Below are 24,117 nucleotides of genomic sequence, written 5' to 3' on the forward strand. Positions count from 1 at the left end.
GCGATGAACCGCTCTCAGGCGCCCCGCCCCCGCGGGCAGAACGACCTCGCACGACCGCAGGGCAGCGGCAACGTCCGCACCCGCGACGCGCGGAAGCCGCAACCTGCGCCGGACCCCGGCCGCGCTCCGGGCGCGGGCACAGCGCGCGCGTCGCTCGTCTCCAGCGCGCTCGGGTTCGTCGCCGCGGCGGCGTTCGCGGGCACCGCGGCGTGGGCGAGCGGCTGCCAGGGCGAGGCGCCCCCCGGCCCCTCGACCGAGGGCCACCCGTCGCACGACCGGACCACCTCCCTTCCGCGCCCTGCGCCGACGTCCTCCGCGTCCGCGCGCGCGATGTCCGCCGAGGCGCCCAAGGCGATCGCGAGCGCCGAGCCGTCCGCGGCCCCGCCCGAGCCCGAGCCCGACAAGCCGTACACGGGGCCGCTGCTCGGCTCCATCGTGCCGCAGGCGCCGGTCTACCCGACGATGGAGTTCTCGAAGCAGCGGCTCGGCTACATCCGGCTCGGCGGCAAGGTGCCTGTCGATCCGAAGCCGATCATGGGCGGGAGCTGCGCCAAGGGGTGGTACCGCCTCCTCGACGGCGGCTACGTCTGCGGGAGGTCGGCGACGACCGACATGAAGAACCCCCACGTCCGCCTCGGCATCACGCCGCCGAACCTCGACGAGGTGCTGCCGTACAAGTACGCGTTCAACACGACGCACGGCACGCCGCTCTACCGCTCCGTCCCCTCGAAGGACGAGATGGCGCGCTACGAGCCGTACCTCGAGTCGTCGAAGCGCAAGAAGAAGGAAGAGGAGCGGAAGCGCGCCGAGGAGCTTTACGAGGAGACCGAGCGCGAGGTGGCCGCCGCGGCCGCCGCGCGCCCTGCGGCGGGCGCCGAGGGGGCCCCCGCCGTGACCGCCGTCGCCACGGAGGCGTCCGCGGCCGAGGACAAGGCGGCCGCGGTCGCCGCGGCCGCGTCGCTCGGCATCGACCCGGCGCCGGTCGAGGAGGAGCCCGAGAAGCCCTGGTGGGAGAACGTCGACGAGAAGGGCAAGCCGATCAACGTCACGCTCGCCGATCTCGACAAGGACGCCGACGGGACGGTCGCGAAGCGGATGGTGAAGGGCTTCTTCGTCGCGGTCGACAGGACCTTCGGCTGGAACAGCCGCACCTGGTACAAGACGACCGCGGGTCTCGTCGCGCCGAGCGACCGCATGTACATCATCAAGCCGCCGACCTCGCAGGGCATCGACTTCCCCGAGGGCGCGAAGGCGGTCGGCTTCATCCTCTCGAAGACGTCGAGCAAGTACGAGTTCGACGCCGAGATGAAGTCCGTGTCCGTGGCCGGCAAGCTCGAGCGCTTCGCGGCGTTCGGCCTCACGGGCGAGGTGCACAAGCACAGGTCGACCGTCTACCGGAAGACGACCGAGGGCTGGTGGATGAAGGGCGCCGACGGCACGTACACCGACATCGGCAGCCCGCCCCCGGACCTCGCGCCGGGCGAGAAGTGGATCGACGTGAACGTGACGCGCAAGACGCTCGTCGCGATCGAGGGCGACAGGCCGGTGTTCGCGGCGCTCATCTCCCCGGGGAGGCGCTCGAAGGACAAGAAGAAGGACCACCCGACGCTCACCGGCGTGTTCCGCATCCGCGAGAAGCACATCGCGACGACGATGGACGGCGACGGGACGGTCGCGGGTGACCTGCCGTACAGCATCGAGGACGTGCCGTTCGTCGCGTACTACGACGGATCGTACGCGCTGCACGGCGCCTTCTGGCACTCCAACTTCGGCCGGGAGATGAGCCACGGCTGCGTGAACCTCTCGCCGCTCGACGCGAAGAAGGTCTTCTTCTGGAGCGAGCCCAGGCTGCCCCGCGGCTGGCACGGGGTCTGGGCCACGCCGGAGAACCGCGGCACGCTCATCTCCATCCACGAGTGAGCGGCGGCCGCCCCCTCCCCTCGCCCGCGCGCTCCGGGGCTCCACGCAGGCGGCCGCGTACGGTCCTGCCCTGATGGAGCGCCGCGCCCGGCGATGGAAATCCCGGCAGGCCGTGCCCGGAACAGCTCGAACGGTTGCTTTGACAGGGCTCCCTCTTGACTCGGGGGCCCCCTTCGCACACTTGTGGAGCCGCCATGGACCAGTTCTCGGCGCACCTTGATCGCGGGTGGGATCTTGTCCAGCGCGGGGATACGCGCGGAGCGGAGGCGTCAGCCCGGCGGGCGCTCGAGCTCGATCCGAACTCGCCGGAAGCCCACAACCTGCTTGGCTTCGTCGCCGCCCTCGAGGGCGAGGGCGAGGAGGCCATCGAGGCGTACCGCCAGGCGATCGCCCTCGACGACACCTACCTGGAGGCGATGCTCAACGCCGCCGAGGTGTACATCCACCCGCTCGGCGATTTCGACCAGGCGATCGAGATGTGCGACCAGGCGCTCGATCTGGCCGAGGTCGACGAGGAGATCATCGACGCGCTCCTCCTCAAGTTTGACGCGCTGCTCGGCAAGGGCGATCTCGACGAGGCCGCGCAGGTGGCCGCCCGGATCCCCGAGGGCCCGTACGACAACCCGAACCACACCTTCCTCGTGGGCCGCGCCTTCTACGAGATCGGCCAGGCCGACAAGGCCGCGACGCTGATCGAGGAGGCGGCGCTCAAGGACCCGCGCCACGCCGAGGCCCACTATTACCTCGGGCTCATCCGCGACGAGCGGGGCGACGTCCGCGGCGCGACGCAGGCCTTCCTTCGCTCGCGCGAGCTCGACGTCGAGCTCGGCATGCCGCCGTGGGCGCCGAGCCGCGACGGCTTCATGACGCTGGCCCAGAAGACCATCGCCGCGCTGAACCCTGTGCTCCGGCGCTACGTCGAGGGGGCGGAGCTCTACATCTCCGACGTGCCCGGGATGGAGCTCGTGGCCGAGGGGGTCGATCCCCGCGCGCTCGTGCTCCTGGACGGCCTCAACGCCGACGAGCGCGATCGGGGAGGGCTCCGCGGCAGCGCGGAGGTCCACCCCTGCGCGCGGGTCTTCGTTTACGCCCTCAACGTCGCGCGGCTCGCTGGCAGCATCGAGGCGCTCGACCGCGAGATCAACCTCGCCCTCGAGCGCGAGATCACCGCGACGTTCCTCGAGGCCGAGCAGAACGAGCGGACCGAGAAAGAGCTGAACTGACGTGAGCTGACGGTCGCGGGCCCCCGCAGCGTCGGGCGGCGCGTGCATGCGCGGGCCGGGGCGGACTTCGGGCGCGCCCCGCCGCCACGTCGGCGCGCGCTCGCCGCCGCGTCACGGGGACCGGTGAGGCGGCTCCGTCGCGCACCGCGCGAGGGGCCGCCTACTTCCACTTGATGGCGGTGATCTCGGTGCTGATGCCGGGGGACGAGCGGATGACGACGGAGCTCATCAGCCGGTGCACGGCGCCGAGCCCGACGCCGAGCCCCTGACCGGGCATCCTCGGCACGAGCCGCGCGGAGCTCGACGAGGACGGGCTGCGATCGCTCTTCGGGCCGACCTCCTCCATGAGCGCGATCCGCGGATCCAGGCCGGGACCGGAGTCGCGCACGATGACCTCGACGCCCCACCGGCCGTTCCCCGCCGGCGCCTCGTCGCGGATCGCGCGGATGCTGATGCTGCCGCCGCCGCCGTGGCGCACCGCGTTCGACACGAGCTCGGCGATCGCGATCGCGAGCTCGTGCTGCGCGCGCTCCGACAGCCCCGCCCAGCGCGCGATCTGCGCGCCCTCCGCCGCGCAGGCGAAGCGATCTTCCTCGCGCGTGACCGGGATGTTGAAGGTAGGTGGGGTGCGCTGCGTCACGCCGGGGCCCTGTCGCGGAGCACGGCGACGACGCACGTCGCGTCGTCGAACGACTTCTTGTGGGCGTCGACGATCCGGCGCGCCATCTCCTCCGGCTCGAGATCGCGGAACGCCGCGAGGTCGAAGCCGCTGGAGATGCCGTCGGAGTGCAGCATGACGACGTCGCCGGGCGACATGGGGAAGCGGAAGCTGCGGAGCCGACGCACGCGCCGGCCGAGGATCCCGGCGGAGCAGAAGATCGGCATGGCGGTCCGCGTGATCGCCTTCATCGCGATGTTGCCGACGCCCGAGAACTCGAGCTCGCCCGCGCTCTCGTCGATGCGCAGGAGCGCCGCGGCCGCGCCGCGCGTCGACGCGATGTGCTCTCCGGCCCCGGTGAGGAGGTCCTCGAGCGGCATCGACGCGTGGTCCTCCACGTAGCGACAGAAGGCGGACGCCGCCTGCGCGGCGTGGGGCCCGTGCCCGAGCCCGTCCGCGAGGCCGATCAGCACCCTGGGAGGCTGCCGGACCACCACCACCTCGTCGCCGGCGACCTCCTCGCCGGCGGCGACGCAGCACGCGGTCCCGATGGCGATCGTCATCCGAGGTACTTCCTGACCGTCACGGTCGTGCCCGCGCCGGGCGCCGTCTTGACGTCGAACGCATCCATGAGCGCCTTCGTTCCACGGAGGCCCGCGCCCATGCCGTGACGCGAGCGGTACTTGCCGCTCAGGATCTCCTGCAGGTTCGAGATCCCGGGCCCGTGGTCCTGCGCGATGATCTCGATCGCGCGCATCGGCGAGGTGAGCGAGCGGACGATGATCTGCCCGTTGCCCGCGTACCTGACGATGTTGCGCCCGAGCTCGGAGATCGCCGTGACGATCTTCGTCTGCAGGACGTCGCTGACGAGGTGCTCGATGCAGAGCTCGCGGCCGGCAGACCGCGCGCGCAGCACGTCCTCCTCGTTGCGCACGTCGATCGTGATCTCGCGCGGCGCAGGGGCGGCGTGATCGAGCTCGCCGAGCTCGGTGATGCACCGATCGAGCTGCGCCTGGTCGCGGACGAACAGCTTCACGCCGCGCTTGACCTCGACGAGCAGCCGCCGGAGATCGCCCTCGCGCGCGTAGAGCGGATCGACCTTCGCCTGCCGGATGCCGCAGTCGATGACGCTCTTCCTCACCGCGGGCGAGAGGAACTGCGCCAGCACCGTCTCGATCTGATCGGTGATCGAGCGGCCGACGATCTGCGGCGTCGACGACGGCGGCAAAGGGCCGCGCGCCGACTGCGGCGAGCCGGGCAAGCGGGTCGAGACCGGTCCGCCCGACCGGCTCGAGGGCGGCCCCGTGGCGCCGCCGCTGGAGGGCGGTCCGTCACGAGGAGGGATCTTCATGCGACACCTCGTTCGTGAGCTCCGGCGGCATCATGTCGTCCTCCGCAGACGGCGCGAGCATCTCGACGGCGCGCTCCAGGTTCAGCGCCGTCACGACGCCAGGGATCTCGAGATCCATCTCCACGAGGGCGATCGCGACCGCGGGGCGCAGGCCGCACACCGCCGTCCGGACGCCCATCAGCCGGGCCGTGAGCGCGATGTCACGGATGGCGCGGGTGAGATAGCTGTCGAGAATCTCGACACCGGAGAGGTCGACGATGAGGCCTCGAGGCGAGCGCGCCTCGATCGACCCCGTCACGTCGTCGCGTAGCTGCTCGACCTGCCCGTCGGTGAGCCCGCCCTGCACCGAGACGATTAAGTTCCCGAAGAGGCCCACGATGGGGACCCTACCCGCTTGCATCAAGTGGACGTCTCCTTCCTCGCGCTGAGCTGGAGCTGTGTCGTGTTCATGGGACCGGTGCCCGACGGGTCGAACGCGGCCTCGGGGCCGCTCTGAGGGAACGCTTGTTCTGCCCGGCGCTCGTTGCCCTTGGCCCCGCCGCGGCGGGCGCCCATGAGGGACGAGAGCGTCGGCTTCTGGCCGGCGAACGCCAGGCTCTCGCGGAGCGCGTGCTTGAGGTTGCGCGCGGCGCGAACGCTGCCGAGGTTGATGCCCAGCTCCACCATCGTCTGCGCGACCGCGGGCCGGACCCCGGTGATGCGGCACCGCGCGCCGAGCAGCTCGACCGCCTTCATGAGCTTCATGAAATGGTCGGCCGTGCGCGTGTCGATCACCTCGACGCCCGTGACGTCGATGATCACGTAACGCGACTGGCGGCGGACGATCTCGTCGAGCAGCCGCTCCATGATCTGCGCGCTCCTGCGCGAGTCGACGACGCCGATGATCGGCAGCGCGAGGACGTCGTCCCAGAGCTCGAGGATGGGCGTCGAGATCTCGTCGATCGCGTAGCGGAGCCGCTCGACGAGCTCGCTCTTGGCGCTCTCGCTCTCGACGAGGTCGCGGTTCTTCGCCTCGAGATCCTCGATGAGGCGCTTCTTCTCGGTCGCGTCGCGGAAGACCGCGACGGCGCCGGAGATCGACCCGTCCTTGCCCCGCATCGGGCTGGCGCTCACCGTCAGGAACAACCCGGACACCGGGCCCGGCTCGGCGCGCGGCTCGGCGAACGCGGGCGGCACGCGGACCGACCGCGGCTCGACGTCGTCGCCCTGGGACCCCGAGGCGGGCGCGAGGGTCGGCATCGCGTTGCCCGGCAGGGTCGGATGCCGGCGGGCGAGCCGCCCGTCCTGCTCGGCGGGCTTCCTCGCGAAGAGCTCGATCTGGTCGACCGTCTCGCCGCGCAGCGCGCGCGCGAGCGGGTGCTCGGACGCGGGCCAGGGCGTCGCCTGATCGGGGAAGAACAGCGTCGCGTCACGCGAATCCGGACCGTCGCCCGGGGTGAGATCGAGCGGCGCGCGGCCGAGCATGTGCTCCGCCGCCGGGTTGCGCATCAGGAGCTCGCCCTTCTCGTCCACGACGGCGACGCCGTCGGCCATGCTGTCGAGCACGAGCTTGAAGATGCCCGCCTGCCGGCGCAGCTCTTCCTCCGAGCGGGCAAGCTGCTCGCTCCGCTCGCGCGCCTCGCGTTGCGCCTCTTCGAGCTGCGCGGCCTGCTCCTTTGCCGCGCGCTCGTGCGCCTCGATCTGCTGCTCGAGCGTCGCGACGCGCTCCGTGAGCCTCGCAATCTCTTGCCGCAGAGCCTCTTCGCTCATCGCGAAATCTCCGTCGTGAGCCCGCGCTCGCCTCGCGGAGCGCCGGGCAGCGCGTCTCTCCGGTGCGCGACGCGACGAATCGTCTTGCCAGGCCGCCCGAGATCTGCGCGTCGGGACGACGAGCCGCGCGAGCCGGACAGGACGATCGCGGAGCGCGCGTCGCGCTCCGCCGCCCTGTCCGTCCTTTGCACGCTCGTTACGCCCATGTCTTGTCCTCGCAGGGTGCTCTGTCCCGCCGAGCGGGGATCGTGTCCAGCACCAGTCGAGAAACACAGCTTATCGCCAACCGGGCAACCCACCGTCAAGCTTCGCGTCGGCCGTGCATGTCGCTTGTGGCGCCACCATGCACACCGCCCAGCCGAGGTAGCCCGTGTCCGTACAACCTCGCCCGTGCCTCGCCTCACGAGCAGGGCGCCGGCGCGCGTGCCGCGCTGCATCGCGGTCGAGCCCGGCCGGCGCGCTCGCTGCACCGCGATCGTGGAGTCGGACAGCGAGAGCGCACGTGGGCCTCTCGCGTGGAACGCGCGGCGCGGGCGCGCGCAGGAGGGCGCGCGGCCATCGTGCTCGGTCGCCGAGGCGCGAGCGATCGTCAGTCGCCGGCGCTCTGGCGCTCGCGGGCGCGGCGCCGCTTCGTCTTGCGCTTCGAGTCGACCGGCCGCTGCGGTCCGGGCCCGCTGTCGCCGGTCGTCGGTGCGCCCGCGTCGAGCCAGCGCCACAGCGCCATCTGGTCGGCGGTGGCGCCGTGGCGGATGGCGCGCTTCAGGATCTTCTTGGCGAGCACCAGCTTGCCGCAGCGGGCGAGCGCGTGCGCGTAGCTCGCGGCGATGTCGGCCTCGCCCGTCTGCGCCTCGGTGGCCTGCGCCAGGAGCGGCAGGGCGTCCTGCGGGCGGTTCAGCGCGACGTCGTAGAGGTGACCCAGGTTGTGGGCGTACCACGGGTTGTCGGGCGCGATGGCCAGCGCGCGCTCGTAGGCGCGCGCGGCGTAGCGGTAGTTGCCGAGCAGCGACTGCGCCAGGCCGAGCACCGCCCACGCGCCGTCGTCCTCCTCGTGGAACTGCAGGACGCGGCGCGCGAAGAGCGCGGCGCGCCACGGGTCGTGCTCGACGCCCATCTCCGCGAGGTGACGGTGCGCGTAGATCCACGGCTCGCTCCCGGGCGCCGTCGCGCGGGCCAGGCGCGCGAGCAGCGGGAGGACCCTCTCCGCGTCGAGCTTGTCAGCAAGCGCTCGATCGATGTCCCGTCGAAGCCGGTCGATATCCTCCGCTCCACTGCGCGCCATCCCTTCCGTGATACGACCAGTGGGCGGGCTTGGCTAGCGCGTTGCGCGCCGCCTCGACGACGTCGCACGCGAGCGCTCACCGGCGTACGCCGGCGGGCGGTGTCTGGCGGATGCGCGGACGGCGTGGGACCTCGGCGCGGCGCCGGCGCTGTCCGCGCCCGGCGGTGGCGGCCGGCGCTGCCCGATGGCAGGCCGGCGCCGCCTGACGGAGCGCCGGCGCGCGCGCGCTCAGGCGTCCTCCGCCACCTCTTCGGCGCTTGACGTGCGCTCCCGAGCCTGCTCCGCGCGCACCTCCTTGCCCGCGATCGTGGCGCCGTTCAGCGCCCCCACGACGCGCGCGAGCTCGGCCTTCGGGACGCTGACGAACGCGTTGCGCTCGCGCACCCGGATGCGCCGGATGTCGCCCTTCGCCATCCCCGCGCGCTCGACGAGCACGCGCTGGAAATCTGCGGCGCGCGCGCCGTCGCGGCGCCCGAGGTTGATGAAGACCTCGACGAACTCGCCCTCGGGCTCGTCGCGCACGGCCGCGGCGCGGGGCGAGCCACCGGCGCCCTCGCTCTCGATCTCGACCGCGGGCTCGCCCGGGAACGACGGCGGGGCGCCGCTGGCGCGCTCGCGATCGCCGCCGCGCGACGCCGGCGAGCCCGGCGGCGGAGACGGCGGCTCGCCGAGGATCGGCTCGTCGTCGCCCTCCTCCTCGGGCGGCTGCCACATGGTGAAGTCGGCGTGGCGCGAGAACGGCTGGCCCGGCGCACCGCCCTGCGCCCTGGCCGGGGCGCCGGCGACGCCGGACGCGGCGGGGCCGCGGCGCGCCGACAGCAGCGTCGCGGCGCCCGGCCGCTCGCGCAGCCGCTCCGCCGGGCCGCGGCCCTGCGCGCCCTCGACGCGCGGCGGCTCGATCCGCATCGGCGGCTCCGGCCGCGTGAGCGGCTCGACCGAGACGGGCCCCTCGTCGCGCGCCCTCGTCACCTCGGGCCGGCGCGGCTCGCCGCGCAGCTCGTCGCCCGCGGGGGCGTCCGCGCCACGGGGCCCTCGGCGCCCCTCGTCCCGCCGCAGGCGCAGCGATCGACGATCGCGCTCCCGCCCGCGGTCTCGATCCCCGTCGCGCGCGATCTCGCGCTCGCTGCTGCGCTCCGTCTCCGGCGAGCGCGGCTCGGCCGAGTCGGCCGCGCGCGGGCTCGAGTCGCGCGGCGCGCGCGCCTCGCCCCGCTCGCCCCGCTCGCCCCGCGCCGCCGGCTCGGGCCGGGTCGACGGGACCGCGGCCTCGCGCGGCAGGCGCGGCTGCTGGGCGCGACGCGCGGCGCTCGCCTCCTCCTGCGCCGTCGGCCGCGCGCCGAGGTGGTCGCGCAAGAGGCCCGCGACGATCGCCTCGGCCTGATCGTGCGTGAGGAGCCGGCGCGCGAGCGAGAGGTCGTCCGGGTGCGTGCCCTTCGGCAGGAACGCCTCGGCGAGCATCGCGACGAGGTCCGCCTCGGCGCGCGTCTTGAGCTCGCCCTCGGAGGGGAGCTGCTTCTCGAGCGGGCGGATCTTGTACGTCAGCCGGAGGATGTAGAGCGGCCCGACGTCCTGCGGCGTGATCAGCGCGATCGCCGTGCCCGTGCGCCCCGCGCGGCCGGTGCGGCCGGTGCGGTGCACGTACGCCTCGGCGTCCTGCGGGAAGTCGTAGTTGATGACGTGCGTGAGGTGCGAGATGTCGATCCCGCGCGCGGCCACGTCGGTGGCGACGAGGAAGCGCAGGCGCCCCTCGCGCGTCGCGCTCATCACCTTCTCGCGATCGGACTGCGGCAGATCGCCGTTCAGCCAGTCGGCGTCGTAGCCCTGGCGCTTCAGCGCCGCGGCGACCGCCTCGGTCTCGTCCTTCGTGTTGCAGAAGATGACCGCGTTCTCGGGGTTCTCTACCTCGATGATGCGGACGAGCGCGGCGTGCTTGTCGCCCGTGACGAGGTAGACGTAGTGCTGGATCTGGAGCGCGCCGACCGCGTCGCCCGAGAGGGTGACGAACTCGGGCGAGCGCAGCTTGTTGCGCGCGATGCGCTCGATGTCGGGCGGGAGCGTCGCCGAGAACAGGAGCGTCTGCCGCTCCGGCGGCAGCTCGGCCAGGATCGCGGTGAGCTCGCGCTCGAAGCCCATCGAGAGCATCTCGTCGCACTCGTCGAGCACGAGCAGCCGGATGTGCTTGGCGACGATCGTCCCGCGGCGCAGGTGGTCGAGCACGCGGCCCGGCGTGCCGACGATGACCTGCGCGCCCGCGGCGAGCGCGTCGATCTGGCGCTGCATCGGCGCGCCGCCGTAGACGGCGACCACCTTGATGCCCTTGCGCTTGCCGAGGCGCTCGATCTCCGCGGAGACCTGGAGCGCGAGCTCGCGCGTCGGGCACAGCGCGAGCACCTGCGCCTGCGCGAGCGAGCGCTTGACGGCGTGGTCGACGATCGGGAGCCCGAAGGCCGCCGTCTTGCCGGTGCCGGTGCGCGCCTGCACCACCGCGTCGCGCCCGCGCGTGACCGGCTCCCACACGGCGAGCTGGACAGGCGTCGGGTGGACGTAGCCAATCTCCGCGAGCGTCTCGCGCAGCTCGGACGACAGGGGCAGCACATCGAAGGTGGGCGGCGGCTGCGGCTTTTCGCCGGTCTGCGCTTCACCCGCCACTACGGCGGGGGGAGAAGGAACGGTCATGTCGGTCATATCGTCCTGCGTGATCGCCGCGTCGGGGGATTATCTCGGGGATACGGGCCCAAGCTGGCCATCGACAATCGCCCGGACCCGGCGCCGCAGCGGAGCCAGGTCGCCTGCCTCTCGCCGCACTGCGTGCTCCTCCGCATAGCGGAGCCGCTCGATGGCGTCGAGAGCGCGCTCGTCCTCTGCAGAGCCCCGGCACGAGACGGCGACTCCGTCCCGGTAGGTCCACTCCGGGGCGAGCTTGCTCCGGAACCGGGCGAGGGCGGCGTCCTCCCCGTCGGTCCCGGGCGCGGCGTCCCTGGCGCGCTCGACGGCGCGGACGAGCGCCAGCAGCCCCTCCCGGCAGCTCCCGAAGGGCGATGGCACGACCGGCAGGAAGAAGACCTGCCGGATGATCTGGAGGGTGCACGCCACGATGATGAGCGCGGCGAGGCTGTAATAAGCGACCTGGGCAATGCGGCGGCCGAGGGCGCGAGGCCCGCGGCGCCGCGCCGTCGCCGGGCGGCGCGCTCGCGCGTCGGTCCCTGGCGAGGCCGAGGCGGGAGCGGTGGGCGCGGGGGCTTGGGCGGGCATGCGTGCGGCGATTCCTTGGGCGGGCGGTGGTGCGCGGGCGCTCGGGCGGCGGGCCCCTCTTCTTGTCCCCCGTGAGCCGGGAGCTCGGGGTCGGGGCGGCCGCCGCGGGTCGGGGGTCCGCTTCCGCGGTCCCTTCCGTGCGGGCCAGTGCTATCACCTCGCCGCGGGCGCGACGAGATGCTGTTGGACCGGAGCAGCGCGAGGTGACCGAGACGACCACCGCCCTCCGCACCGGCCGCCGCGCCGCCGCGGCGCTCTCCGCGCTGGCCCTCGTCGGCCTGCCGCCGGCCGCGTCGGCCCAGCCGCTCCAGGACAACGCGTACGTCCTCGACCTCTTCCAGGGGCCGATCCTCGCGCCGCTGCGTGTGACCGGGATCGCAGGCGCGTACGCCGGCTACGCCGAGGGGATCGCCGGGATGGTGGCGAACGCCGCGGCGCCCGCGGTCCGCGAGCCCTTCAGCTTTCGCTGGCTGGAGTGGGACGTCGCCGGGTCGATCTCGATCCCCATCGAGCTCTTCGAGAACAACGACTTCGACAACAGCGGCGCCATCGACCTCGACTATTCGAACTTCGTGTACCTGACGCTCGGCGGCCAGCTCCAGGCGGGCGACTTCGGCGTCGGCGTCAACGCGGAGCTTCAACGGTACTCGATCACGGACGCTGCCGGCGCCGAGACCACCGTCGTGACCGGCAAGTACCATTTCCTGGGCGGGGTCCGCCTCCTCGGCGACGCGCTCGTCGTCGGGGCCGGCGCGCGCGCGGTGACGCTCGGCCTCGCCGCCGAGCAGACGGACCTGACGATCGCGGGCATCTCTCCGGAGGTCGGCGTGCTCATCCGGCCCGACTGGGCTTCGTACCGGCTCGGCGCCACGTTCCGGATGCCGGTGAACGGCGGGAGGCTGCTCGGCGAGGGCGTCGTCGTGGATCGAGGGGTCCGGCGCGCCGGCGGGCTGATCCTGCCGAACCAGGTCGTCCTCCCCTGGGAGATCGAGCTCGGGCTCGCCGTGCAGGTCGGCCCGCGCCCGCTCAACCCGGCGTGGATCAACCCGCGCGATCAGGAGCGGGAGCTCCGCGAGATGATCGCGCGCCGGCGGTCCGAGCGGGAGGCGCGGAGGGAGCTCGAGCTCCTCACGATCGCCGATCCGGAGGAGCGCGCCGCGCGCGAGCGCGCCTTCGCGGCGGCGCGGGCGCGCGAGCGCGCCGCGGACGAGCGGGAGCTCGCCGCGGGGCCGGCCGTCCTCGAGCGCGACCGGCGCGCGCGCTACTGGAACTGGCCGCGCGAGCACCTGCTCATCACGGCGGAGCTGCTCGTGACGGGGGCGGTGGCGAACGGGGTGGGCCTGGAGGCCTTCCTGGCGCAGAACCAGCCGGGCAGCGAGCGCGGCGACTCGGCGGTCGGCACGTCGGGCGCGCACGTGAGCTTCTCGCCGCGGTTCGGGATCGAGACGGAGCCGATCCCGGGGCGCGTGCACACGCGCTTCGGCAGCTACTACGAGCCGAACCGCCACGGGCGCCTGGGGAGCGGGCGCGTGGGGAGGCAGCACTTCACGTTCGGCGCGGACATCCGCGTGCTGTCGACGACCTTCTGGGGGCTGCTGCCCGAGGTCTCGTACACGGTGCAGGCGTCCATGGACTTCGCGCCCCGCTACGACAGCGTGAGCGCCGGCATCGGCGTCTGGCACTGAGCGCGCCGCCGCTCACGCGGAGAGCGGGCCGCGGCGGTGCTCGGCGAGGAGCGCGCGGAGGTGGCTCAACCGGGCGGGGTCGCGCCTGGCGAACTCGTCGAGCGCCGCGGCGACCGCGACCGGGGCGCCGCCGCGCGGCTCCTTCCGGAGCGCCCGCGCCGCCAGCGCGAGCGCGCGCGGGCGCAGCACCTCCTCGATGCGGAGCCGCACCGGCGGCGGCCGCCACGCGGCGTCGCGGTAGCCCCCGGGGCGCTCGGGCTCCACGAGCGGCGCGAGGCCGTCCGCCCTGGCCTGCAGCGCCGCGAGGATCTCGCGCTCGAGCGCGCTGCCCTCCTCGCGCTCGCTGGCGCGCTCGATCGTGAAGACCGTGTGGGGCGCGCCGCGCCGCGCGGCGCCGAGCCAGTCCTTGCGCCAGCGCACCCCGGTGGCCCTGCTGATGGTCGCCTCGCCGCGCGCGACGAGGCCCGTGAACGCGCTGAGCATCAGCACCTCGAACGGCGAGAACGCGTCGCCGCCCGTCGCCCCCGCGATGCGCGACAGGTTCGCGGCGACGACCGGGAGCCCCGCCTCGATCGCGTCCGAGGAGCAGAAGAGCGTCGAGCCCGCGCTCGTCGGCTGGAACTCCTCGAGGCACACGCCCTCGCCGGCGCCGTACCACCCGAACAGCACGCTCACGGTGCCCCAGCGCGCGCCGTCGGCCGAGCGGTACACCCACGTGGTGCCCCAGAGCTCGAAGAGCGAGCGCACGATCCACCGCGAGAGCTTCACGCCGAGCGCGAGGATCGCGGCGAACAGCCCCGCGGCGGCGAGGGAGCCGTCCGCCGACTCGGCGAGGCCCGTCAGGAGCAGCACGTAGAGCGCCGTGTAGGCGAGCAGCAGGCAGCTCGTGATCGCGCTCAGGAACAGCTCGATCTTGGGCGCCGCGCCGCGCTGCTCGGCGCGGCGCCACGAGGCGCGGTGGGGCGGCGCGCCGCAGCGCGCGCAGGGATCCGCGGCGCCGCATCGCCGCCGCTTCCCGCAGCCGAGGCAGATGTCATTCGGGGGCAACCGGCTTGGCATCGGTGGTCCAGAATAGTGGCGCATCCGCGTTCCGTCGCCACGACTTGAGCCGCCGCGAGGCCGCGCCGCCCACGGTTTCGCACACGCGCGCAGGCCCGGGACCGCGCCCCATCGGCTTCGGGCTTGTCGTCGCGCGCCGGACATCGCATCGAGTCGCGCATGCCCCGTCGCCGGCTCCGCATGGTCGCTGTCCGCACCCTCGCCTTCCTCGCCCTGCATCAAGGGATAGCCCTCGCGCAGCCCGTCCCTCCCGCGGGACGGCCTGATCAGCAGCCTCAAGGGCGGCCCGGGCAGCCGGCGCCGGCGACGGCGACGACGACGCCGCCGCGCATCGAGGTGGACGATCCGGCGCTCGCGCCCCCGCCGCCGGCGCCGCGCACGCTCGCGAGCTGGCGGGAGGCGCGCTCGATCATCGACCAGCGCTCTGCCGACCTCGTCATCGCCGTGCAGGAGGTCGCCCGCGCCGAGGGCATCGCGCGGCGGGCGCTCGCCGCGGCGCTGCCGAGCCTCGACGCAAGGGGCACCCTGACCCACCGCCTGGCGGGCGACCAGACGACGGTGGGCGTACCGGCGGACCCGGATCCGACGGCCCCGAGCACCGCGCGTTCCGATCTCTTTCCGACGAGCGCCACGGCGGCGCTGACGCTCAGCCAGCCGATCCTCGCCCCGCGCGCGTGGTACGGCATCGGCACCGCCAACCTGTCGGTCGAGGTCGCCAAGCTCAGCCTGGAGGATCGCCGCCGCGTCACGATCGGCGCCGTCGCGGACGCCGTCGTCACCGTCGTCACGACCGAGCGGGCCAGCGAGGTCAACCGGGTCGGGCTGCGCAGCGCGCTCGAGCGGCTCGAGCTGACGCGGCGGCGCGAGCGGCTCGGCACCGGCACGAAGCTCGACGTCGTCCGCGCGGAGCAGGACGTCGCGCTCGCCCGCGCGACGCTCGTCAACGGCGACGAGTCGCTGCGCAGGGCGCGCGAGGCGCTCGGGGCCGTGCTGGGCGAGCGCGGCGAGGTCGGCGTCCCGCAGACCTTCTCGCTCAACGGGATCGCGGCGGAGATGCAATCGCAGTGCGCCCGGGCGCGCTCGGATCAGCGCGCCGACGTCCGCGCGGCCCGGGCCGAGCTGGAGATCGCCGAGCGCAACCTCACCGACGCGAAGCTCGCGTTCGCCCCGTACGCCGAGCTGTCGAGCACGCTGCAAGCCCAGACCGCGTTCGGGAACGATGAGGGCATCAGCACGCGGTCGTGGGAGTGGTCCATCAGCGCCGTGCTCACCATCCCCATCTGGGACGGCGGCGCGCGCTACGGCGACCTCCGTGTGAACCGGGCGCTCGTCGAGCAGCAGCGGGCGCGCATCGGCCTTGCGGAGCGCGCGGCCGAGCTCGACACCGCGCAGGCCGTGCGCGGCGTCGCCGTCGCCGAGCAGGCGCGCGTCGTGGCCGAGCAGTCGCGCGACCTCGCGCGCGAGACCGCGCGCCTCACGCAGGTCGCCTTCGAGGCCGGGACCGCGACGAGCTTCGATCTTGTCGAGTCCGGTCGGAGGCAGCGCGAGGCCGAGCTCGATCTCGCGCTGCGCGAGTTCGAGGTGGTCCGGGCGAAGATCACGGCGCTGCTCGCGTCCGCGTCGTGCAAGTAGGTGCGAAACGGTGCGAACGGTACGAGCAAGGCCAACGGGCGCAGACCGGGTGAACCGAGGCGCGCGCCGCGCTCCCCGCGGGGGTTGTGTCGAGCGAGCGCGCGAGTAGGCTACGCGCTTCATGGAGCGGCTCGAGAGCTACGTCTCAGGGGAGTGGATCGCCGGTCGGGGGGAGCCTCACACGCTGGTCAACCCCGCGACGGAGGAGCCGCTCGCGGAGACGAGCACGGACGGGCTCGACCTCGCGGCCGCCGTGACGTTCGCGCGCGCCCAGGGCGGCCCCGCGCTCCGCGCGCTCACGTTCGCCGAGCGCGGCGAGCTGCTGCGCGCGATGTCGCGCGCCGCGCACGCGCACCGCGACGCGCTGATCGAGGTCGCCATCCAGAACGGCGGCAACACCCGCGGCGACGCAAAGTTCGACATCGACGGCGCGATCGGCACGCTCGCCTACTACGCCGACCTCGGCGCCCAGCTCGGCGACGCGCGCCTGCTCGCCGACGGTGACGGGGTGCAGCTCGGGCGCTCGCCGCGCTTCTTCGGCCAGCACATCCTCGTGCCGCGCCCGGGCGTCGCGGTGCACATCAACGCCTTCAACTTCCCCGCGTGGGGGCTCGCGGAGAAGGCCGCGTGCGCGCTCCTCGCGGGGATGCCCGCCATCGCGAAGCCCGCGACGAGCACGGCGCTCGTCGCGTTCCGGTTGATGAAGATCTTCACGGAGCGCGCCCCGCTGCCGCGCGGTGCGCTCTCGTTCGTCGCCGGCCCGCCGGGCGATCTGCTCGATCACCTCGGCGGCGACGACGTCCTCGCCTTCACCGGATCGAGCGCCACCGGCGCGTCGCTCCGGCTCTTGCCGGCCATCGCCCGCGAGAGCGTCCGCGTGAACGTCGAGGCCGACAGCCTGAACGGCGCGGTCCTCGGCCCCGACGCCGCCCCGGGCTCCGAGACGTACGCGATGTTCCTCCGCGACGTCGTGCGCGACATGACCCAGAAGGCCGGCCAGAAGTGCACGGCGATCCGGCGCATCTTCGTGCCCGCGTCGGTCATCGAGACCGTGCGCGAGGACCTCGTCGATCGCCTCCGCGACGCGCGGGTCGGCGACCCGGCGCAGGAGGGCGTCACGGTGGGCCCGCTCACCACGGCCGACCAGCTCCGCGGCGTGCGCGCGGGCATCGAGCGCCTCGCGGCGGACGCGACGGTGGCGCTCGGCGGCGTCGGGCCCTTCGAGAAGGTCGGGGTGCCCGATGGAAAGGGGTACTTCGTGCCGCCGACGCTGCTCGTGGCGAGCGGCCCTGACGGCGCGCCCGCCGCGCACGAGCACGAGGTCTTCGGCCCTGTCGCGACGCTCTTTCCTTACGACGGCGGGGCGGCGCACGCGGTCGCGCTGCTGCGCCGCGGGCGCGGGAGCCTCGTCTGCGCGGTCTACAGCGACGACCGCGGCTTCGCGGCGGAGGTGCTGCTCGGCGTCGCGCCGTACCACGGCCGCGTCCTGCTCGGCAGCGAGCGGATCGCCGATCAGGCGCCGGGCCCCGGCACCGTGCTGCCGCAGACGACCCACGGCGGGCCGGGCCGCGCCGGCGGCGGCGAGGAGCTCGGCGGCCTGCGCGGGCTCCACCTCTACTCGCAGCGCACCGCGGTGCAAGGGGCGCGGCCGATCCTGGAGGCGATCCTCGGGACGAAGGCGGAGCCCAGGCCCGCGCCGGCGAAGCCGTGAAGCTCGATGGCCGGGGTGGCTCTCGACGATGAGGACTCTATGGTGAAGTCTCGCTCATGAGCGCGGGCCCGCAACTCATCGGCCGGACGATCGCAGGCCGCTTCCACATCACAGGCTTCATCGGCGAGGGCGCGATGGCGGCGGTCTACCGCGGCGTCCAGGACGCGGAGCCGCGCGACGTCGCGATCAAGATCATGCACCCGCAGCTCCTCGGGGACGCGACGTTCGTGACGCGCTTCCACCGGGAGGCGAAGGCGGCGTCGCGCCTGCGCCACCCGAACACGGTGCAGATCGTCGACTCCGGCGTCGAAGGGCACCTGCCGTACATCGTGATGGAGCTCGTCTCGGGCCAGGACCTGTTCGAGCTCCTCGTCGCCGAGCGCCGCCTCTCCGAGGCGCGCGCCGCGCGGATCCTCATCGGCATCGCCGACGCGCTCGCCGCGGCGCACGAGCGGGGCATCGTGCACCGCGATCTCAAGCCCGAGAACGTGATGATCCTGCGGGACGGCGCGGATCCGTCGGTCGAGCGCGTGAAGGTCCTCGACTTCGGGATCGCGAAGATGGTCGAGGGGGGCACGCGCGCCGGCGACGACGGGCCGAACAGCGCGCCGATCAGCGTCTGGGGCTCGGTCACCACGGTGGGCGTCGTCGTCGGCACGCCGGCGTACATGTCCCCGGAGCAGTGCCGGGGCGACGCCATCGACGGTCGCAGCGACGTGTACGCGTGCGGGGTCCTGCTCTTCCTGCTCGTCACGGGCCGGCTCCCCTTCCCGCCAACGGACCTCGTGTGGCAGGTGGCGATGGATCACGTCCGGAAGCGGCCGCCCGCGCCGAGCCTGTTCGTGCCGCAGATCCACCCCGGCCTCGAGTCGATCATCCTCACGGCGCTCGCGAAGCTGCCGGGCCAGCGGCAGCAGACCGCGCGCGAGCTGCGCGACGAGCTCGAGCGGCTCCTGCCGCACCTGTCCGAGGCGCTGCTCCCCGCCGCGTCGGCGAGCGCGCCCGAGGACGCGCCGACCATCGAGTCGGCCATGCCGGTGTCGATCCGCAGCACGATGACCGCCGCGCCGCCGCTGCGCGACGTCGATCTGCCGCCGCCGGCGCAGCGGGGCGAGGTGCTGGCGAAGGCGATGTTCCGCGAGGGCGCGCTGACGGAGGGGCCGCCGTCGAGCGCGATCTCGTCGCGCGCCTCGGCGCTGCCCGGCGTCCACGGGCGCGACGCGCTGGCGGGGCCGACGTCGGAGGAGTTCTCGCGCACGCTCCCGCAGGCGCGCATCAACGTCCCCTCGAGCGACCCGCCGTCGAGCGACATCGTGATCCGCGATCGCAAGGACCTGTCGCCGCTCTTCCCCGCCCCGGGCGCCCGCGCGCCGTCCCCCCGGCCTGCGGCGCCGCAGGCCGCCGCGGCGCGCGCCGCCGCCGCGCTGCCGCGGCCGCCCGCGCTGCCCACGGTCGAGGGCGCGCCGCTCCTGGTCCGGCGGGATCGCCGCCCGCCCGCACGCACGACGGACATGTGGCTCGTCCGGCTCGTCGTGCCGATCGCGATCGTGATCGGGCTGGCGCTCGGCGTGCTCGCGTTCTTCCTGAGCCGCTGACCGTCGCGGCCCCGGGCCTCTGTCGGAGCCCCCGGTCGCGGGCGGGCGGCTCAGGCGTCGGCCGGCGCCGCGGGCGCATCGAAGGCGCCGCGGAGCGCCAGCGCGCGCTGCTCGATCGCCGCCGACGCCGGCGGCGGCACCGGCGCCTCCGCCTCGGCCGTCAGCGCCATCGCGAAGGCGTCGATCGCGGCCTCGATCACGCCTTCGATCGAGCGCGCCGCGAGCTCGTCGGGCGCGTCGTGCACCGCGACCATGCCCATCAGGACGGCGCGCACGTGGGACGCCGCCCGCTGCGACGGCTCGCCGTCACCGTCGTCGTCTCCGTCCACACCGCGCGCGGGGCCCCGCTCCGCGACGCCCTCGGCGCCGCGCGCGGCGCGGCCATTCGCGTCCACGCCGGCCCGGGCCGCCCTCGCGATCTCGACCGAGAGCGGCCAGCTCAGGCGCGCCACGAGCCGCTCCTGCACGTAGGCGCGGACGCCCGCGTCCGTGCGCTTGCGCTCCTCGGGCAGCGCCGCGATCGGGCGCAGGTCGGCCGCGAGCTCCCGACGCGCGGGCTCGAGCGCCTTGTCGATCGCCGCGGCGATCGCGCGCCGCTCGCGGCGCAGGTACGCCGCGCCCGCGCGCAGCCGATCGGCCTCGGCGCGCGCGCGGCGCACGGCCTCGCGATCCTCCGCGGCGCGCGCGGAGGCCGCCTGGGCGAGCTCGGCCGCGATGCGGCCCGCCTTGCGCCGGAGCGCGCGCTCGCGGAGCGCGTCGCTCGCGTCGACGATCTGCTCGGCGAAGAGCGCCTCGACCTCGGCCCACCCCGAGGCCGCGAGCGCCGCCTCGTCGCCGAGCCGCCCCTTCAGCGACAGCCGCGCCGAGAAGGCGATCGGCGGCGCGAGCGACGCGATGGCGCTCGCCGCGAGGCTGTCGCGCACGTGCGCGAGCACCGTCTCCAGGGCGTCGGGCTTGAGCCGGTCGGCCTTGTTCGCGAGGATCTGCACGGGCACGCCGAGCGCGCTGATCTCGGAGAGCACCCGCCGCTCCGACTCCTTCATCGCCTGGGGCGCGTCGAGCAGCCAGAGGGCGACGTGGGCCTCGTCGAACGCCCGCCGCGCCTCGGCGATGTGGTCGGGGTCGGGCGCGTTGAAGCCGGGCGTGTCGAGGATCTCGACGCGCTTCAGCCGCTCGATGGGTGCGTAGATGAAGACGCGCGCGACCCTGTCCCCGGCCGCGGCCAGGGCGCGCAGCGTGTCCTTGAGCGCCGCGTGCGGCACGACGCGGTCCTGGCCGCCGCGTACGACGATGCGCGCGAACGGATCGGGCGCCCAGGCGACCCAGTGGAGCGTCGCGGTGGTCGGCAGGACGCCCGTCGGCGCCACGTCCTCGCCGAGCAGCGCGTTCAGGAACGTGCTCTTGCCGGCGTTGAACTCGCCGACGACGGCGGCGCGCAGCGGGCGCTCCCGCTCGACGGCGAGCGCCTCGGTCGCGGCGAGCAGATCCAGCCGGTCGAGGAGCTTGGCGGTGCGCGCGAGCTCGCGCAGCACGTCGCCCCAGGCGGCGGGGCGGGGCGCGGCGCCGCCCTCCGCGGGGGGGATCCACCCGCGCAGGATCGAGCGGCGGATGTCCTCGGCCCACGCCGCGCCCTCGCCGGCGACGGCGTCGAGCGCGTCGAGCGCCTTGCTCCCCTGCCCCTCGGACGCCATCGCCGCGGCGTCGCGCAGCCGGGCGAGGTCGGGCGGGAGCGGCGGCGCCGCCGCGCCGCGCGTCTCCTCGCCCGCCGCGCGCGTCGCCTCCGCCGCGCGCGCCGCCAGCGCGTCGAGCGCGCCGAGGTCGCGCGTCTCGACGGCCATGCGGAGCAGCGCCGCCGCGGCCGCGCGGTCGCCGGCGGAGAGGCCGCGCGCGAGCGCCTGCCGCGCGTCGTCGCGCCGCCCCTCGGCGAACGCGAACGCGGCGGCCCAGGTCGGCTCGTCGAGCGCGTCCGCGGCGCGGACGACGCGGCGCACGCGGTCGACGACGAGCACGTCGCGGGAGGCGGCGACGAGCGCGGCGCAGAGCTCCGCCGCGCCGGGGACGTCGAGCACGAGGGCCCGGAGCCCGAGGTCGAGCGCGCGCGCCACGACGGCGGGCGGCAGCGCCGCGGCGGAGGCGCCCGCCTCGGCGAGCGCGAGCTGGGCGAGGACGAGGGCGGCGCGCCCCTCGATGGCGGCGGGCTCGCCCAGGATCTCCGCGGCGGCGCGCGCGCCATCGAGGTCGCCTTGCGCGAGCGCGCACGCGGCGCGGCGGAGGGCGACGTCGCGGTCGGGCACGGTCGAGAGCGGCGCCGGGATGCGGTCGAGCCAGCGCTGCGCGCGGGCCGGGTCGCCGGCGGCGAGGTCGAGGTCGCACAGGTCGAGCAGCGCGAGGCGCGCGGCGTCGCGCTCCTCCGGCGCCGACGCGGCCCGCTCGAGCGCGTCGCGCGCGCCGCCCCAGCCGGTGCGCTGCCCCGCGCGCCCGAGGCGGAGCCACACGTCGGCGCGCCACGGCACGCGCCTCGAGAGGTCCGCGAGCGCCGTGACGACCTCCTCGTCGAGCCACGCCTCCTCCGCGGCGTCGGCCCAGAGCGCGAGCCCGACGGCCGAGTCGGGGAGGACGGAGAGGATGGTGCGGGCGTGCTCGCGCGCGTCGAGCGGCATGCCCTTCGCGAGCGCCGCCTCGGCGGCGCTGCGCTCGTTCTCGAGGCCGAGCGCGAGGATCTCGACCCTCCCGAAGAACCGGTTCAGCGCCTCGACGAGCCTCGCCATGGGCGGGATGAAAGCCCCGGGAGAGGGCGCTCGTCCAAGAAAAACGACCCCGCGGTGGCCGACCCGCGGCGGGGGGCCGGGCCGGGAGACAGCCAGGAGCTCGCCGGAGGGCTGCGAGGTGCGCACGAGGCCACCGGCAGCGGAGCCAGCCGGGGGACCGCGAGCGGCGCGCTGGCCTTCGCTGGGGCTCCGCATGCGCCACCGACGGACGGGCAACGACAAGACAAAAGGTACGCCGTGCCCACACGCATGGGGTACTACGAGGGCGCCGCGGGGCACGGTGGCGCTCGTCATGCCAGGCAACCGGATCATGGAGATTCACGCGAAGGGGCTGCGGTCGCTCGCCGATGTGCGGCTCCGGCTTGACGGTCTCACCGTCCTCATTGGCGACAACGGCAGCGGCAAGAGCAGCCTGATCGAGGCGTGCGAGCTGCTACAGCGCGCGGCCAGCGAGAGCTTCTCCGAGGACCTGAACAGGATCCACGGCGGTGTCGGGAGCCTGCTTCGCGTCGGCGCCGAGCACCTGGAGCTCGGACTTGCCCTCGTGCCGGAAGATCGCTTGTACGACAGGTTCGAGTACTCCTTCACGCTCCATACAAGCGGAGTCATCCTGCGCGAGCACCTCGATTGCGTCTTCGCCGAGCGCGACGACAGCGACGCTCCCGTGGATCGGCGTGTCAGCATCATCTCGCGCGAGGGGGGAGTCCAGAGGAGCAGCTCGTTCAGCTTTCTGACCGATGAGCCAGCAACTGGACCCGTCGGCAGGTCCATCGATTCCCGACGGCTGGCGCTCTCTTCGTTCGGCGAGTTCCCCCCTCACTGGCTCATACGTGAAGCGCTGGCCGCGCTCCGCGCCATCGACGTCCACGTTCCCTTCGACACCACGGCGCGCTGGGTGCAGCGCTCGCGCGGCCAGCCCTCGCCCTTGCGCGGCGCGGCGACGATCGAGCCGGCGGAGGCGCTGTCTCGCTTCGGAGCGAACCTCCCGAACGCGTGGAGCGCTCTCAAGAACGACTTCTCCGACGCGCACTGGCGGGAGACGATGGACTACGTCCGCCTGGGCCTCGGTCCCGACGTCGAGTCCGTCAACGTGCGCGCCGATCCGGGCGGCGGCTCGATCGCCCTGCGGCTCAAGTACGCCGGCCTCGACGAGCAGATCCCCTCGTTCGCGATCTCCGACGGCACGCTCGCGTACCTCGCCTTCGTGGCCCTCTACCGGCTGAACACGAAGAAGAGCCTCATCGCCTTCGACGAGCCCGAGACGCACCTGCATCCCGAGCTGCTCCAGCGCGTGCTCGGGTTCTTCGAGGCCATGGCGAAGGAGCGGCCGGTGCTGCTCGCGACGCACTCCGACCGGCTGCTCGACGGCCTGTCCGACCCCGCCCGTTCGGTCGTCCTCTGCGAGCTCGATGATCGCCGCGCCACGCGGCTCGTGCGGCCCGATCCGGAGGCGCTGCGGGACTGGCTCACGGACTACCGCGGGCTCGGCGACGTGCGGGGGGCCGGCCACGCGGCCTCCATCCTGACGCGGCGGGAGGGGGCGTGACCCCGCTCGCGGTCATCCTGTACGAAGATCAGCGAGGTCCGGAGAAGGAGTTCGGGCTCCACAACCTCCTCGTCGCGTGCGTCGCCGATGACGCCGGGGAAGACCGCTTCGCGCTCCGGAAGAAGCTCGACGGCCGCCCGATGAAGGGCGTGCAGAACCTCCTGCGGAGCTGCCGGAGAGACATCCGTCGCCTGAGCGCCAAGGGCCAGCAGGTCTTCGCGCTCGTCGACAACGACGCCATACGCCACCAGCTCAAGCACGAGGGCGTCGCGGAGAGCGCGGACGACGCCGCGGTGGTGCGCGCGATCAAGGACAGGTGCGACGCGCCGGATCGGCTCCACGTGTTCCTGCTGAAGGAGAACACCGAGACCGTCATCGAGGCAGCGGAGCACTGCGACAAGGGCCTCGCGAGCTCGCTCGTGGCGCAGGCGCTCCAGAAGGACGTCAACGCCCGTGACGCGATCTTCAACAGGATCTCGTGGCAATCGGATCGTGCCGTGCGCGATTGCATTCGACAACGCGTGGAGGCGATCCTCGAGATCGTGAAGGCGCTCACCGCGCTCGTGCGCGGAGGCGACGTCAGCGCCTGACCTGCGGCCGGCGGATGTCGAAGGCTCGGCGGCGCGCGGGGAGCTCGCGTGCTTCGCGTACCCAGCCGTCGACAAAGGCCCTTCCGGGCCCCCGGACGACGG

General features: G+C 74.1%; 18 protein-coding genes. 8 read left to right on the forward strand and 10 right to left on the reverse strand.

Annotated elements, in window-relative coordinates; genetic code table 11:
- Positions 1–3 precede the first annotated feature (3 nt).
- Positions 4–1,920, forward strand: a complete 1,917-nt coding sequence (locus WMF24_RS18910) for a L,D-transpeptidase (RefSeq protein ID WP_437737823.1) — start codon at positions 4–6, stop codon at positions 1,918–1,920.
- A 194-nt stretch (positions 1,921–2,114) separates the two neighbouring features.
- On the forward strand, positions 2,115–3,143 hold the full coding sequence (locus tag WMF24_RS18915; protein ID WP_437737824.1) for a tetratricopeptide repeat protein: 1,029 nt from the start codon (positions 2,115–2,117) through the stop codon (positions 3,141–3,143).
- Positions 3,144–3,303: 160 nt separating this feature from the next.
- Here WMF24_RS18915 and WMF24_RS18920 read toward each other — a convergent pair whose 3' ends face one another.
- From WMF24_RS18920 to WMF24_RS18955, 8 genes are all read right to left on the reverse strand, one after another.
- Positions 3,304–3,783: an ATP-binding protein gene (locus tag WMF24_RS18920; protein WP_437737825.1), complete on the reverse strand. Its 480-nt coding sequence runs from the start codon at positions 3,781–3,783 to the stop codon at positions 3,304–3,306.
- On the reverse strand, positions 3,780–4,364 hold the full coding sequence (locus WMF24_RS18925; protein WP_437737826.1) for a SpoIIE family protein phosphatase: 585 nt from the start codon (positions 4,362–4,364) through the stop codon (positions 3,780–3,782). Before WMF24_RS18925 ends, WMF24_RS18920 begins: the two co-directional genes overlap by 4 nt.
- Complete coding sequence (locus WMF24_RS18930) at positions 4,361–5,152, reverse strand: anti-sigma regulatory factor (protein ID WP_437737827.1); 792 nt, start codon at positions 5,150–5,152, stop codon at positions 4,361–4,363. The genes WMF24_RS18925 and WMF24_RS18930 overlap by 4 nt, the downstream gene beginning before the upstream one ends.
- On the reverse strand, positions 5,133–5,528 hold the full coding sequence (locus WMF24_RS18935; RefSeq protein ID WP_157906757.1) for an STAS domain-containing protein: 396 nt from the start codon (positions 5,526–5,528) through the stop codon (positions 5,133–5,135). The genes WMF24_RS18930 and WMF24_RS18935 overlap by 20 nt, the downstream gene beginning before the upstream one ends.
- Before the next feature lie 23 nt (positions 5,529–5,551).
- Positions 5,552–6,901, reverse strand: coding sequence for an STAS domain-containing protein (locus WMF24_RS18940; RefSeq protein WP_437737828.1), 1,350 nt, complete (start codon positions 6,899–6,901; stop codon positions 5,552–5,554).
- Between the two features lie 589 nt (positions 6,902–7,490).
- Positions 7,491–8,180, reverse strand: a complete 690-nt coding sequence (locus tag WMF24_RS18945) for a hypothetical protein (RefSeq protein ID WP_437737829.1) — start codon at positions 8,178–8,180, stop codon at positions 7,491–7,493.
- Positions 8,181–8,408: 228 nt separating this feature from the next.
- A complete protein-coding gene (locus WMF24_RS18950) occupies positions 8,409–10,862 on the reverse strand; it encodes a DEAD/DEAH box helicase (protein WP_437737830.1) in 2,454 nt (817 codons plus the stop codon).
- Positions 10,863–10,892: 30 nt separating this feature from the next.
- A complete protein-coding gene (locus tag WMF24_RS18955; protein WP_437737831.1) occupies positions 10,893–11,429 on the reverse strand; it encodes a hypothetical protein in 537 nt (178 codons plus the stop codon).
- 203 nt (positions 11,430–11,632) lie between these two features.
- On the opposite strand from WMF24_RS18955, the gene WMF24_RS18960 reads away from it, so the two are divergent.
- Positions 11,633–13,114: a hypothetical protein gene (locus WMF24_RS18960; RefSeq protein WP_437737832.1), complete on the forward strand. Its 1,482-nt coding sequence runs from the start codon at positions 11,633–11,635 to the stop codon at positions 13,112–13,114.
- A gap of 12 nt (positions 13,115–13,126) precedes the next feature.
- Here the strand turns inward: WMF24_RS18960 and WMF24_RS18965 are convergent, their stop codons facing one another.
- Positions 13,127–14,173 carry a hypothetical protein gene (locus WMF24_RS18965; RefSeq protein WP_437737833.1) on the reverse strand — a complete coding sequence of 349 codons (1,047 nt, stop codon included), beginning with the start codon at positions 14,171–14,173 and terminating at the stop codon, positions 13,127–13,129.
- A gap of 159 nt (positions 14,174–14,332) precedes the next feature.
- Here WMF24_RS18965 and WMF24_RS18970 point away from each other — a divergent pair, with 159 nt between their 5' ends.
- The 3 genes from WMF24_RS18970 to WMF24_RS18980 all read left to right on the forward strand — a co-directional run bounded on the left by WMF24_RS18970 (position 14,333) and on the right by WMF24_RS18980 (position 19,111).
- Positions 14,333–15,805 (forward strand): TolC family protein, encoded by a 1,473-nt coding sequence (locus WMF24_RS18970; protein WP_437737834.1) that lies wholly within the window; start codon positions 14,333–14,335, stop codon positions 15,803–15,805.
- A gap of 121 nt (positions 15,806–15,926) precedes the next feature.
- Positions 15,927–17,516: a 3,4-dehydroadipyl-CoA semialdehyde dehydrogenase gene (locus tag WMF24_RS18975; protein WP_437737835.1), complete on the forward strand. Its 1,590-nt coding sequence runs from the start codon at positions 15,927–15,929 to the stop codon at positions 17,514–17,516.
- Positions 17,517–17,572: 56 nt separating this feature from the next.
- Positions 17,573–19,111: a protein kinase domain-containing protein gene (locus WMF24_RS18980; RefSeq protein WP_437737836.1), complete on the forward strand. Its 1,539-nt coding sequence runs from the start codon at positions 17,573–17,575 to the stop codon at positions 19,109–19,111.
- A 50-nt stretch (positions 19,112–19,161) separates the two neighbouring features.
- Here WMF24_RS18980 and WMF24_RS18985 read toward each other — a convergent pair whose 3' ends face one another.
- Positions 19,162–21,879, reverse strand: a complete 2,718-nt coding sequence (locus WMF24_RS18985; RefSeq protein ID WP_437737837.1) for a dynamin family protein — start codon at positions 21,877–21,879, stop codon at positions 19,162–19,164.
- A 310-nt stretch (positions 21,880–22,189) separates the two neighbouring features.
- Between WMF24_RS18985 and WMF24_RS18990 the strand changes: the two genes are divergently transcribed.
- Entirely contained in the window at positions 22,190–23,425 is a 1,236-nt protein-coding gene (locus WMF24_RS18990) for an AAA family ATPase (RefSeq protein ID WP_437737838.1), read from the forward strand.
- Complete coding sequence (locus tag WMF24_RS18995) at positions 23,422–24,015, forward strand: hypothetical protein (RefSeq protein WP_437737839.1); 594 nt, start codon at positions 23,422–23,424, stop codon at positions 24,013–24,015. Before WMF24_RS18990 ends, WMF24_RS18995 begins: the two co-directional genes overlap by 4 nt.
- Positions 24,016–24,117: the final 102 nt, after the last annotated feature.

It is taken from the genome of Sorangium sp. So ce1335, assembly GCF_051521615.1.
Taxonomy (GTDB): Bacteria; Myxococcota_A; Polyangia; order Polyangiales; family Polyangiaceae; genus Sorangium.

Bases quoted from the DNA above. Each gene is read 5' to 3' on its own strand.
- WMF24_RS18990 (WP_437737838.1), top strand. From the start codon at position 22,190: ATGGAGATTCACGCGAAGGGGCTGCGGTCGCTCGCCGATGTGCGGCTC.
- WMF24_RS18955 (WP_437737831.1), bottom strand. From the start codon at position 11,429: ATGCCCGCCCAAGCCCCCGCGCCCACCGCTCCCGCCTCGGCCTCGCCA.
- WMF24_RS18975 (WP_437737835.1), top strand. From the start codon at position 15,927: ATGGAGCGGCTCGAGAGCTACGTCTCAGGGGAGTGGATCGCCGGTCGG.
- WMF24_RS18915 (WP_437737824.1), top strand. From the start codon at position 2,115: ATGGACCAGTTCTCGGCGCACCTTGATCGCGGGTGGGATCTTGTCCAG.
- WMF24_RS18945 (WP_437737829.1), bottom strand. From the start codon at position 8,180: ATGGCGCGCAGTGGAGCGGAGGATATCGACCGGCTTCGACGGGACATC.
- WMF24_RS18930 (WP_437737827.1), bottom strand. From the start codon at position 5,152: ATGAAGATCCCTCCTCGTGACGGACCGCCCTCCAGCGGCGGCGCCACG.
- WMF24_RS18970 (WP_437737834.1), top strand. From the start codon at position 14,333: ATGCCCCGTCGCCGGCTCCGCATGGTCGCTGTCCGCACCCTCGCCTTC.
- WMF24_RS18965 (WP_437737833.1), bottom strand. From the start codon at position 14,173: ATGCCAAGCCGGTTGCCCCCGAATGACATCTGCCTCGGCTGCGGGAAG.
- WMF24_RS18980 (WP_437737836.1), top strand. From the start codon at position 17,573: ATGAGCGCGGGCCCGCAACTCATCGGCCGGACGATCGCAGGCCGCTTC.
- WMF24_RS18940 (WP_437737828.1), bottom strand. From the start codon at position 6,901: ATGAGCGAAGAGGCTCTGCGGCAAGAGATTGCGAGGCTCACGGAGCGC.
- WMF24_RS18950 (WP_437737830.1), bottom strand. From the start codon at position 10,862: ATGACCGACATGACCGTTCCTTCTCCCCCCGCCGTAGTGGCGGGTGAA.
- WMF24_RS18985 (WP_437737837.1), bottom strand. From the start codon at position 21,879: ATGGCGAGGCTCGTCGAGGCGCTGAACCGGTTCTTCGGGAGGGTCGAG.
- WMF24_RS18925 (WP_437737826.1), bottom strand. From the start codon at position 4,364: ATGACGATCGCCATCGGGACCGCGTGCTGCGTCGCCGCCGGCGAGGAG.
- WMF24_RS18910 (WP_437737823.1), top strand. From the start codon at position 4: ATGAACCGCTCTCAGGCGCCCCGCCCCCGCGGGCAGAACGACCTCGCA.